We start from the raw sequence: 13,680 nt of genomic DNA, 5'->3' as shown, positions 1-13,680 counted from the left end.
ACGCAAAATGCCGTCGCGGGGGGGTATTTTTGGGGGTACGTCAGTGTTCAAACATAGCAGAACCTAACATCCATGCGGGTTAGCGCCCATGATGGGAACGACACCCTCCCAAGAACCGGTTTGATGTAGTCCAACACAGACCCCCAAAAGCCCCGTAAACCAAGTGTTGACGGGGCTTTTTTGTTGCCGTCTGTGGGGCAGCATGGGTCTTGACATCTCGCACAGGTCTTGCTGCACCCTGAATTTTGTTGGCATGCCATCAATCTGGCGCCGCAGTCAGATCCTTCAAGTATTTACCCTTGTTTTAACTCCTACCCTGTCAACATTGACAGGGGTTGGTGTTGCATCGCTTTCCTATTCGTTGATCATCGACGGTGTTTCGAGATGTTTCAACTGTGTGCTCTGCCATATACGAATAGAGGGAGGGCCCGTAACCAGCTTGCGGGTAAGGGAGTCATGCAAAAAGAGTATGCACAAACTGATTTTGTGTGGGCGCTGCAGACCATGTGTGCGGTGCATCGCCGTCCGTTTGACGCGCAATTGCTGTTGCAGCAGTTTCCACCGCCGTATGACGAATCGGGTCTAGTTCGCGCGGCGCGGGGTTTGGGTTTCAAGGCGCAGTTACGCGTTGTAGAACCCAAAGTACTGGCGCAATTGCCTTTGCCCTTGGTGGTCGAACTTCGCGCCACGCGTGCCGAGGGTGAACTTGCTCCCGCACCGGAAGGCCCTGAGGACGTCACTCCCCTTGCTCCGACACTGGGCATCGTTATAGCCGTGAGCGACGAGCAGGTTGTCTGGTTGCCCGCCAACAGCAACTCGCCCGTCACAAGCCCCAAGGCTGAATTTACGCAAACTCTCAGTGGCCAGGCAGTGCTGCTTTACCCGGAAGACGAGGCCGTGCGGGACCCGGACTCTGCCGCTGGCGTGGCATCGTCCTTCGGGTTTCGCTGGTTTGTGCCTGAGCTGCTCAAACACCGCAAGGTATGGCACGAAGTGCTGGGCGCCAGCCTGGTGCTGCAGCTTCTTGCGCTGGGTTTGCCACTGTTCACGCAGGCCATCATCGATAAGGTGGTGGTGCATCGCACCGAAAGCACGTTGGTGGCGCTTGGCATCGGCATGGCGGTGTTCATGCTCTTCACCGCGTTGCTGACCTGGGTGCGCCAGTACGCCATCCTGCACACGGGCAACCGGGTTGACGCTGTGCTGGGCGCCGCGGTGTTTCAGCACCTGTTTCGTCTGCCACCCAAGTATTTTCAGAACCGGCCCACGGGCGTGATCGCTGCCCGGTTGCATGGGGTGGAAACCATACGCGAGTTCATTGCCTCGGCAGCGGTAACCATTATTCTGGATGTTCCGTTTTTGCTGATTTGCATGGGCGTGATGTTTTATTACTCGGTCACGCTCACGCTCATCGTGTTGGGCATCTTGTCTGTCATTGCCCTGTTGTCTTTTCTGGTGGCACCGGTCTTTCAGACTCGCCTGAACCAGCAATTCATGCTGGGCGCGCGTAACCAGGCTTTTCTGACCGAATACATCGCCGGCCTGGAGACCGTCAAAAGTCTGCAGTTTGAGCCGCAGCTGCAAACCCGGTATGACGGCTACCTGGCCACTTACCTGCAGTCAGGCTTTCAGACCAAGCAGATAGCCAACACCTACAACGTCATCGCCAACACGCTGGAGCAGATGATGACGCTGCTGATACTGGTCATCGGCGCGTGGATCGTGATGCACCCCGACACCATTGCCCTGGCCGCAGGCACCGGCACGGTGTTCACCGTCGGCATGCTGGTGGCGTTTCAAATGTTTGCCGGCAAGCTCAGCCAGCCCATGCTTCGCATGGTCGGTTTGTGGCAGCAGTTTCAGCAAGCCAGCCTGGCGGTAGATCGGTTGGGCGATTTGATGAACGTGCCAACCGAGCCCTACCGCCTGGCGCCCAGCAGAAAGGGCGATGCCAGGGGTGAGATTGAACTCATAGACATCGGCTTTCGCTACGCGCCTGATCTGCCGCTGCTCTACAAAAACGTCAACCTCACCATAGAGCCGGGCCAGACGGTGGCCATCATGGGACCCAGCGGCACGGGCAAGTCAACGCTTACCAAACTGCTGCAGGGCTTCTACCGCCCGACCGAAGGGCAAATCAAGGTGGACGGCATCGACATCCTGCACCTGAGCGCCAACGAGTTGCGCGCTAACTTTGGCGTGGTGCCACAGGAAACTGTGCTGTTCAGCGGCACTGTGTACGACAACCTGCTCATGGCCAACCCCCACGCCAGTTTTGAGCAAGTGGTACAGGCTTGCCAGATGGCCGAAATCCATGACGCCATCCAGACCCTGCCTCAGGGTTACCAAACCGAAATCGGCGAGCGCGGTGCCGGCTTGTCTGGCGGGCAGAAGCAGCGCCTGGCCATTGCCCGTGCCCTGCTCAAAAAACCCAAGGTGCTGATTTTTGACGAAGCCACCAGCGCACTGGATGCGCAAACCGCCAACGCTTTTGCCACCACGGTCAACGCCTTGCGCGGCAAGGTCAGCATGCTGTTTGTCACGCACGCATTGCCCAAGACGCTACAGGTGGACGAGATCTTTGTCATTGGTGGCGGACACCTCAAGAAAGTTGTTCAAGCGAAGGCGGTCGCATGAGCAGCCTGGCCCAAACCTTGACCAAGCGCTTGTTGCCGGATGCGGCTGAGTTTTCCCCGGGCCTGCTGGCCATTCAGGAAAGCCCCATGCCCAAGCTGCCGCGGCTGATTTTGTACCTTGTTGGTGGGCTCTTCACCATCTTGCTGGCTTGGGCCATTTTTGCCAAGGTAGACGTGGTGGCCGTGGCCGACGGCAAGCTGGTACCCGTCAGCTACACAAAAATTGTGCAGCCGGCCGAAGCCGGTGTGGTGGCAGAAATTCTGGTGCGCGAGGGCGACCAGGTGCAGGCCGGCCAGGTGCTGATCCGGCTGGACCCCACCATGACCGGTGCCGACAGCCGCAGCCTGGCCAGTGAGCTGAGCCTGAAGCGCCTGACGCTGCGCAGGGTAGATGCAGAACTGGCCGGCATACCGCTTTCCATCAAGGACGGTGACGACCCCGTGATGATTGCCCAGGTGCAGGCCCAGGCCAACGCCCACCGGCAAGCATTCACTGATTCACTGGCCCAGGAAGTGGCAACGCGTGAACGTGCACAAAACGAATTGCGCTCAGCCCAGGAGACGCTCACCAAACTCAAGAACACTTTGCCCAGCTACGAACAAAGCGCCAAGGCGCACAGCAAGCTGGTGGCGGAAGGTTTCTTGAGCCCCATAGCCGGCAACGACAAAGAGCGTGAAGCGATTGAAAAGTCACAGGACCTCAAAGCCCAGGCCGCAACGGTGCAAGGTCTGCTTTCCACCATCACCGCACAAGACAAAAAAATCGCCGGACTTTCCAGCACCTTTCGCAGCCAGCTGCTGATTGAGCGCACCGAGGCCATGGGCCAGCTGGCCAAGCTGGAGCAAGACACGCAGAAGATGGGCTACAAAACCGGCCTGCTCGAACTGAAGGCACCGCAAGCCGGCATCGTTAAAGACGTGGCCACCACCAGCAAGGGCGCCGTTGTGCAGCCCGGCATGGTGCTGCTGACCTTGGTGCCCAGAGGCGAGCAACTGCTGGCCGAGGTGCAGGTAAAAAATGAAGACGTGGGCTTTGTGCAAACAGGTCAGCACGTGCGCGTCAAGGTGGCAGCTTACCCGTTTCAAAAATACGGCCTGCTCGAAGGCCGCATCCAGACCCTGGCGCCTGACTCGCAAGCCAGCAATAACAACAACCCGGGCCAGTCAGCCCCGCAGGGCTACAAGGCGCTGGTCAAGCTCGACACGCAGTACCTGGAGTCCCTCAACGGCGACGCCAGCCAACGCAAGGGCCTGGAGGCCGGCATGCAGGTAGCCGCAGAAATTCACCAGGGGCGCAGAACCATCATGGAGTATTTGTTGAGCCCGGTGCAGAAGGTGTCGGCTGAGGCGGGGAGGGAGCGGTGAAGACAACATTGACGTTAAGTAGTGCTATTGAATTAATAGTTGACTCTACTAACTCAACCCGTAAAGACCGATTTGATGCTCAATTCATCGCATCATCTAAGCGCTCAAACTTCCGGTGCATGAGGTTTTTTATTCTAGGGAAATCATGAGTTGGTTACTTTTTTTAATCCTTGCAGCGCTGCACCCTGTCGCATTCATCTTTATCGGCCTACGCAGCAAAACCTGGGGGCGGCGTTTTGTGCTTTGGGCGCTACTACCGGTCCCCGCAATTCTGTACTGTTGGCCGTATTACCAGATTAAAAGTGAGCACGCCAGGATGTGCGCGGACGTCGGCGGGCTGAGAGTTTTAATTCAGCCAGAGAAAGTAGATCGAGTGAGGTTGGTGGGGGATCGCTACAACAGCACTGACTCCAAGGCTCTTCTTTGGCAGTTTTTCCCTCAACTACAACTCGTTGAGTCCAATTCGGGAAAACGGGCAAGCGATGGGAAAGAAATAAAGGATTATTTTTCTTACACAGCAGTAGTGAATCCAAGAGCAGGTCTACCCATGGAAAAAGATTCTAGGAAAGAGCCAAAGCTCATTTTTTCAGAAGCGAATGTACACACCTTGGACCCAACGGTGTTTGAGATCAGTGTGCATGAATCCGATATTCCCCATGGCACGATCAAAGAAACACGGCTAAGCAGGAGTGGCACGACTTATGCCAAATATACGGAACTGGTGCATTGGTGGACAGGGATTCATTACCCCGATGCGTTGCCCACTTGGCGTTGTCCAGACCAGCGCCAGCCGGATGCCGTAATTCTGCCCTACGAGCCTCTTGCTAAATTAATTTTGAAATAATTTTCGAAAGCAATCATGAAGACTACAACTGAACTCAAAGAGTTTGCACAACTTGCACAAGCGTCCTACGCGCTGCTCAATAAACAAGCAATTTATTCGGATAGCGATCTAGCCACTGCGCAAACTAAAGCATTGCTTCAGTCCTCTCCTAATGGAGCTTTCGCCGAGCAGCAATCCATTGATTTCACCAACCGCTATCGCGTTCTGAACCAATTCCGTGACGAAGACACCTTGGCAAATGGTGGCTTTAGCGCTACTTTGTTTCAGGACAAAAGTAACCCTAATCGGCTGGTGCTGGGTTTTTCCGGTACGGAGTTTGAAACCGATGCGCTGCGCGATGGCCTGGTCACCGACGCACAGATTGGCATAGTTGGTTATGCCAAGCCACAAGCACTTGCGATGTATCGGTATGTCAGGCAGTTGCAGACCGCTGGTGGTGCTGCGGTTGAGTACAGTGAAGCTGATCTGCGCAGCCTCTATCTTCTCGACGGCAATAGTTTTTCTCAGCTTGGCGGTACTGACGTATTGTTTGATGCCTTCAAAACCCAACTAAGAGCCGATAGAGGGGTTGAGGGCGGTGTTGACGGGGTCGCATTGATGGGTCCTGGTCAAGAGATTGATTTGGCTGGACACAGTCTTGGCGGTCACTTGGCCATGCTGGCGCAACGCTTGTTTCCCGGTGCGTTTGACGATGTGATTACCGTCAATGCAGTAGCTTTTTATGCCCCCCCCTTTGCAGCACCTGGTAGTCTGAATGCGACAAACTCAGAGGCCGTACTTTCACAGTTCGGTGAATGGAATGAAAGCAAAATTTTGCGTATGGAGTCAGTTGGCGACGGTGTTTCTGAAATCGCCCGAACCTATCCCGGTACGACGCTGACTGTCGGTATGGAAACTCGTTCTGAAGTACTGGCACCCCTGACCACCAATCATTCGGTTGCGAATGTTGCTGATGGCTTGGCGTTGGCTGAGCTGTTTGGAAAGCTCGACGCGCGGTATATGAGTGACCCGCGTATTGCCAAAGCATTGTTTGACGGCGCATCGAACACACCCGGAGCAAGTTACGAATCATTGCTTGATGGCCTCAGAAAAGTCATTCTGGGTAACGCTCTGCCAGCGACGAGCCTGGACAGTACTGAAGCCGCTCAACTGAGTGCTACCCGTAAATCGCTTCACGCCAATATGAAGGCGCTTAGTGAGTCGTCCGGTTTTGGGGCCATTCTCGAAAAAGGTACTCTGACGCTGGCAGACAATTCCCTAGCCACCAAGGCGAAGACAGATTTCGGCGTCTTCTTGGGCCTCAATGCCCTAAGCCCAGTCGTCATCAGCACTACCGATGCGGCGGCCATTAGTGCCCTCAAAGCAGCAAACCCCGATTTATCCACTGCTTGGACCGCCGACAACAATGCGCGCTTGTACGGCGACACCACCAAGGTCTTTGACTACAGCGACAACTGGTACACAGACCGCGCAGCCATGCTGCAAGGGCTCATTTCCCACAACCTTGTTGATAAAAGCTACGACATAGCGCTTCCGGGCCGAGTCAATGCCAACTACACCTATACCGACTTCACCAGCAGCCAGGTCATCAAGTTCAGAGGCATGGCTGCGAACGCCAGCGGACAAGAAGCCCAGCAAGTCATGTTTGGCAACGATCAGGACAACGGGTTGGTCGGCTCAAATTCAGAGGCGTTTGGTCTGGGGGATCGTTTGTACGGTGGAGCAGGCGACGACTATATCAATGCCAATGCCGGCGACGACTACTTAGAAGGCAACGTCGGAAACGACACCCTCAAAGGCGGCAATGGCCAAGATATTCTCCTAGGCGGTACGGGCAATGATCAACTCGACGGCGGAGCGGGCTCAGACATCCTCAAAGGCGGAAACGGCACCGACACTTACACTTTGCGCGCCAGTGACATTGGCGTAGACACCATTGTTGACTCAGACGGTCTGGGCAGCATCAAGGTCATCGCTTCAGATAGCAGTGAAACGATCTTGGGCACAGGCGTCATCAACAAGCTCACCACCAGCGACAACACTTGGCAGTCCGAAGACAAACGCTTCACCTATACCACCAGCCAGGAAGGTGACGGCAGCACCACCTTGCTTATCAGCGGTCCAGGCGTTACAGCGCGTGTTAATAAATTCACTTCCGGCAATTTGGGTATCACCCTGCCAGGAGCGCCGACGGTCGGGCCTGCGCCGACGCCTGTCACCGCCACGTACGACATGAGTACGGATGAAGGTGACTCAGCGTATTGGGCGTCCATTAACCCAAATCCTCAGATGGCACGTCACTTGCAAAATGTTGCCCAGTCAACGGCTTGGGGAGAAGGCGTTCAAGGGGACGACCTCATTGAAGGCGGATCGGCTCCGGCCATCGATCAACAGGACATACGAGGCAATGGCGGCAACGATCGAATATATGCGCATTTAGAGCAGACCCTGCAAGAAGCGATAGAGCAGGGCGAAACCCTGCCAGACAGTGCGAGCTCCAATTACCTGATCGATGGCGGAGCCGGCAATGACCTGCTCGTAGGAAGCACTGGCGCCGATGTTCTGTTCGGCGGTGCCGGTGATGACACTATCGTGGGCGGGGCAGGAGGCGATCTGATCAATAGCGATGGTGATGCGGGAGCTATAAGAAACGTAACAGAGGCGGGCTGGGTAACGGGGAGCAATGATCCGTTAACGGGCGATGCGAGAACGCTTTACGTCGTGCACGAAGGGGCCCGACTCTATGTGAGTGACGCAGATAACACTGGCGGTCGCCGGGTCTACCGCCAGCACCTGGTGCGGCTGCTGGATATGACTATCGACATTGACTATCAAAACCTTCGCACCTTGATAGGCCAGGACGTCCGCAACCTGGGCTATACCCACGGTGATCTTTTACTCGACAGCAACACGGAGGTCGGCTCTGAGACTGTGCATCAACCGGGCGACTCGGCCGCTTTTGGAGTCGAAGAGAGTTTCAACACTGCGCGCCATGTAGGCAACGACACGATCTATGCAGGCGGGGGAGACGATGTAGTGAATGCCGGTGGCGGAATCGACACGGTTTTGGCAGGTTCGGGCAACGATATCGTTGTGGGCGGCGCAGGGGACGATGCAATCTGGGGCGGCGAAGGCAATGATCGTCTGGATGGAGATGCGGAAGGCGCGACACCCGAGACGAACGGTATTTTGGACTTTTTCACGGCCCTTCTTAAATTCAACACCGGACTGGACCTGGCGACGCACGGTTCAGACTACATCGCTGGAGAAGGTGGAAATGACATCATTTTCGGAAATGGCCAATCTGATTTTCTCTTCGGTGGTTCGGGGGAAGACGAGATTTACGGCGATGGCCCGGGCGTCACAGGGACAGGCGCAGGCAATGACTATCTTGAAGGCGGGGCCGACAACGACAAGTTGTTCGGCGGCGCGGGAGAGGACTATTTGTTGGGCGGAACGGGCAATGACTTGCTAGTGGGCGACATGGAAGAGGACGCCGTCGAATACCAAGGTGACGATTTTCTTGATGGCTGCGATGGCGATGACGAGCTGCGCGGCGAGGGTGGAAACGATACTCTCGTCGGTGGGAAAGACAACGACTTGCTGTACGGCGATGCGGGCGATGACGATCTCCGGGGAGGCGACGGCGTTGATGAACTGCAAGGCGGCGAGGGTAATGACGTGCTGGATGGCGGTGCCGGCGTTGATACCTTGTTTGGCGATGCAGGGCAGGACGAACTGATGGGTGGCGAAGGCGCGGACCACCTCAATGGCGGTGCGGACAACGATGTCCTGACGGGCGGCCTGGACGACGACTCTCTGTGGGGCGATGAAGGCATTGACTTGCTGAAGGGCGACGATGGCGTGGATCAACTCCACGGCGGCGCAGACAATGACGTCCTGATGGGTGGTGCAGAGAACGACGTGCTATCAGGCGATGACGGTGATGATTTACTGAATGGAGATGACGGCGATGACACGCTTCGTGGCGGCGCTGGAAATGACACACTGGATGGCGGCAATGGTTCCGATTCGCTATTCGGCGGTGAAGGCGATGACGAGTATGTGGTCCGTACCAGTGACGCTGTCGCAAATGGAGTCGACGTCATCAGCGATTCACAAGGCGTCAATACCCTGCGCATAGAAGGCGCGTCGCTTGCGGATATTCAACTCAATCATGCCCGGAGTGGTGGCGCTGAATATTTGTCCATAACTTACAACGCTACGGGCGCCAAAGTTGCAGTTCAGGACGGCCTGGCTGGCGGCGCCATCAAATGGCTTGAGATCGAGGGACAAACATTTGATTTCCTGGAATTTATTGGCACCCACTTGCAAGACTGGGTTTATGGCCGAACCGCGCAGGAAGGACGGACTTTGGCCGGGGGCGCGGATTCTGACTATCTGGAGGCAGAGCACAACAACACACTGGTATCCGCTGGCAAGGGCGACGACGACATAGGCCTGTACAGCACCGGGAACACGGTGTTGATCAGAGCAGGGGACGGTATTGATCGAATCGACGGCTCTGTCCCAGCTGCCGGGGAAACCAATTTGCTTGAGTTTGGCAGCGGCATTGCGCTTAACGACATAGTGATTGAACGTGGCGCCCAGGGTGAAGTTTTGGTCCGAACGGTTGATGGAACCACCGGTGCGCAGATTCGAGGAGGAATTACTGAAGTAAGGTTCCAGGACGACGATCAATTGTTCGAATTGTCTGATCTGGTCCAGAGGGACCTCGCTGGGCGTGCAACTGAAGGGAATGACCTTGTTGTGGGGTCTGTGTTTGATGACGTGGTTCGGGGTGCGGCAGGCAATGACGTTCTTCTTGGTTACGAGGGCGATGACACCCTGATTGCGGATGGTGGCGACGACATATTGGTTGGCGGAGAAGGCAATGACACCTACGTCATTACGCCCAATGCTGGAAGTGTGACCTTGCTGGTTGGGCTGGATCCAGGTGAAAGTGCGGAACAAGCCGGCGCTGACCGGATTGTTTTCACCGGAGCGAAGTCTCAGTACACATGGGTGACCAGCCGTGTAGACAACTCCCTGGTCATTACGGCGCATCTCACGGAGTCTGGCACCAGTTCCAGTGTGCGTCTGGAAGGGTATTTCGACTCAGGTGTAGGTGCTGCTGCTTGGTCAGCTGCCACTGTGGCATTTGAGGACGGCAGCGTGCTTTCGATTCATGAGTTGCTGTTTTCGTTTACGCCTGCCACAGAAGGCGACGACATCATTTATGGTCACCCTGGTTCAGAGGTGATTGACGCCTTGGGTGGAAATGACAATGTGTTCGCCCTGAATGGCAACGACGTTGTCGACGGTGGTAGCGGAGACGACATTCTCGATGGCAGTTACGGCGATGATCTGCTACGGGGCGGCCTGGGGCAAGACGTTCTGACGGGCGGTGCCGGGGCAGATGTATTGCACGGAGGGAATGGTGATGACCTGCTTGCTGGTGGCGAGGACGACGACATTCTATGGGGTGATACCGACAATGATTTTCTGATAGGTGAGTTGGGTAACGACACTCTGTACGGTGGTGCTGGCGTGGATAGGTTACAAGGCGGAGAAGGGAGCGATCATCTGGAGGGTGGAGATGGAGACGACACCCTGCTTGGAAACGAAGGCGACGATGTGCTGCTCGGTGGCGGCGGCCAGGATGTCTTGAATGGAGGGTTGGGATCAGACACGATGAACGGGGGCGAAGGGAACGACTTGTACGTGTTTGATGGTGATCCGTTTAGCGCCAACCGCATTGCCGAGGCAGATCAGATCACTGACGTGCTGGGTGCAGATGTCATTCAAGTGCAAGGAGCGTCAGCGTCTGAGGTCAAAGTATTTTCCTTGGGAAATCAGGAATACAGTGTTTTGTGGGGCACGGGTGGCGTCAAGTTAAAAGGAGGAAGCGACGCACTGACGCGCTTCCAATTGGACATAGACGGCGTGCGCACTTCGCTTGCAGACTATCTGGTTGCACCCCCAACAGAAGAGCCGCCGACAACGCCCGCCCGGGCGAATGCAAGCTTCATAGCCCAGCATGAATACAAGGCGCGCATGCAAATTGAATATGCCGGAAGCATTGGTGCTTTAGCTTGGCGTGAAGATCCAAGCGATGCAAAAGGGGCGCTGAAGGAGGAAATCACCTCAAATGAGCCGATAACAGACGTATCGGTCTCCTCCTATGTCGCTGAAAGCACGCCTTATTACTATACGGTCAGTGGCTACCACGATGCACAGGGCAACGTTTACGCAACAAATTACTATACGTTGACCACCTACACAACAACCGTTACGACCACAGGTATTCGGGTCTTGGGAGATGGTGCATGGCAATTTCTCCTCAGTTTCAATGAGATCCCGCATTCTGTCACCTACTCCATCCCCAATCTGACCGCATTTACCGAGCAGAGGGTCGGTTACACCACGGACTACACCTTCGATCCTGCCCCCACTTCTGTGGATGTGCAGCTAGGGTCTGCGAACAATACCTTTACGTTTTCCGCGGGATTGGTTAATGGCGGAGAGGGTGATGATCAGATCACCGCGAATCTGGCGTCCTTCGCGCGGAACACCTATGTGACGTTATGGCCAACATGGGGCCAGGATTATTCGGTCATCAGTGGGAAAAGTGTAGCCCTGACGGACCGAAACGAAATTTTGATGACTGGGCAAGCTACTGCCAGTTGGATGAATGGTGGGGAAGGCAACGATACGATTCGTGGTTCCGAAGTGTCGGATGTGATTTACGGTGGTCCGGGTTTCAATTCACTCGATGGGGGCGCTGGACCAGATCGTTATTTGGTGGTCGACCACAGAGCGGATGGCGTTGGGTTCGACTACATTGCCGACAACTCCGTCAGCGATCCACTCAAGAATGATTTGTTCTATATCTATGGTGGGATTCCCCAGGAAATTTTGCCTCCCGGGGCGGACATCGACACGGTCGAGTTCGGTCCTGGCATTTTTCTGGACGATCTTCAATTTAGCGTTGAAACCGCCAGCACCGATTCCGAGTATTTCCTGCCCAATGTCGGCCGATATTGGGATCCTCAACCCTATCTGGTTGTGGAGCGGGACGGCCGAAGATTGGTTGCAATCGAGCTGGCTAGGGCCATCGCTTCACCCGGCACGGCGGCCGATCCCTTGGGTACAGGCGTAGAAATTCTGGAGTTCCAGGATGGACAGAAAATTACGCTGGCTGAGGCGTTAGAGATCGCCCGGGCGCAGGTACAGCCTCCGGTCAATCGAATTAACGGGACAACCGGCGATGACGTCTTGGTAGGAACGGTTAATCGGGATGTTATCGACGGTGCTGCCGGCGCAGACCGCATGACAGGAGGCCTGGGCGACGACACGTACTACGTTGACAACGCTGCAGACGTGGTGGTGGAAAAAACTGCAGAAGGCACAGACACGGTCATCACCACGGTCAGCAAGAGCCTGGCTGCGAATGTCGAGAACCTCACGCTGGCTGGAACGGAAGCCATCAACGGAAGCGGCAACAGCCTGAACAACGTGCTGACCGGCAACAGCGCCAACAACACCCTCAACGGCGGGGCCGGGGCCGATGTGATGCAAGGCGGGCAGGGCAACGACAGCTACTACGTCGACAACACTGGCGACGAAGTGATTGAAGAACAAGACCAGGGCACAGACCGAGTGCTCGCCGGCATCAGCTACACCCTGGGCGAGAACCTCGAAGACCTGCAACTCACAGGCACCGCCAACAACGACGCCACCGGCAACGAAAGCGCCAACAAACTCACCGGCAACGCCGGTGCCAACACCCTGACGGGTCTGGCCGGAGACGACCGTTTGACAGGCGGCCTGGGCGCAGACCACATGCTGGGCGGGGAAGGCGACGACCTGTACGAAGTTGACAACACCGCCGATGTCGTGACCGAGCTGGCCGGTGAAGGCGTGGACACGGTAGAGGCGACAGCCACCTACACCCTGAGCGCCAACGTCGAGAACCTCCTCCTCACCGGCCTGCTGGCCACAGACGGCACCGGCAACGAGATGAACAACCTCCTGCAAGGCAATGTGGCCGACAACCTCCTGACAGGCGGTGCCGGCAACGACACCCTCAACGGCATGAAAGGCGCCGACACCCTGGCAGGCGGCACCGGCAACGACACCTACCTCTTCGAAGACGATCTGGACACCATCATCGAAGACGTCAACGGCGGCCGCGACACCCTCATCAGCCGCATCAGCGCAGCCACCCTGGCCGCCAACGTCGAAGACGGCGTCCTGCTGGGCAGTGCAGCCAGTTTGACCGGCAACGAGCTGTCCAACGTCCTGACCGGCAACAACGCTGGCAACACCCTGGACGGCGGGCTGGGCGCCGACGTCCTGATAGGCGGCAAAGGCAACGACCTGTACATCGTGAACAGCCAGGCCGACAGCGTCGTCGAGAACGCTGCTGAAGGCAGCGACACCATAGAAGCCAGCGTCAACTACAGCCTGGGAGACAACGTCGAGCACCTGACGCTCACCGGCAGCGCCGAAGCCGGCATGGGCAATGATCTTGCCAACAAACTCACCGGCAACGCCGTCTCCAACAAACTCTGGGGCGGCCTGGGCAACGACAGCCTGGACGGAGGAGCAGGCGCCGACATCCTGATTGGCGGCCTGGGCCACGACAAATACTGGGTCGACTCCAGTGACGACCTGGTGGTTGAAAACACCCTGGAAGGCACCGACACCGTCTATGCCAGCGTTCCCTACGCCCTGGCAGACAACGTCGAACGCCTGACCCTGACAGGCAGCGCCAACATCAACGCTGTTGGTAATACGCTGAACAACCGTCTCGAAGGCAACGCGGGCAAC

The 13,680-nt window shown here is 56.5% G+C and carries 3 protein-coding genes and 1 pseudogene; all 4 read left to right on the top strand.

Annotation, left to right across the window (positions count from 1 at the left end; genetic code table 11):
- Positions 1-456: 456 nt before the first annotated feature.
- The gene (locus B7X65_RS09760; RefSeq protein ID WP_293594117.1) at positions 457-2,637 is read left to right on the top strand and encodes a peptidase domain-containing ABC transporter; all 2,181 of its coding nucleotides are present in this window, start codon (positions 457-459) and stop codon (positions 2,635-2,637) included.
- Positions 2,634-4,001 (top strand): HlyD family type I secretion periplasmic adaptor subunit, encoded by a 1,368-nt coding sequence (locus B7X65_RS09755; protein ID WP_293594116.1) that lies wholly within the window; start codon positions 2,634-2,636, stop codon positions 3,999-4,001. The genes B7X65_RS09760 and B7X65_RS09755 overlap by 4 nt, the downstream gene beginning before the upstream one ends.
- 145 nt (positions 4,002-4,146) lie before the next feature.
- Positions 4,147-4,845: a hypothetical protein gene (locus tag B7X65_RS09750; RefSeq protein ID WP_293594115.1), complete on the top strand. Its 699-nt coding sequence runs from the start codon at positions 4,147-4,149 to the stop codon at positions 4,843-4,845.
- A gap of 15 nt (positions 4,846-4,860) precedes the next feature.
- A pseudogene (locus tag B7X65_RS09745) lies at positions 4,861-13,680 on the top strand (hypothetical protein); the annotation flags it as partial.

The organism is Polaromonas sp. 39-63-25, from assembly GCF_002278925.1.
GTDB lineage: Bacteria > Pseudomonadota > Gammaproteobacteria > Burkholderiales > Burkholderiaceae_C > Polaromonas.
The sequence above is the reverse complement of the archived record's forward strand: the minus strand, read 5'-3'. Positions and strand labels throughout refer to the sequence as shown.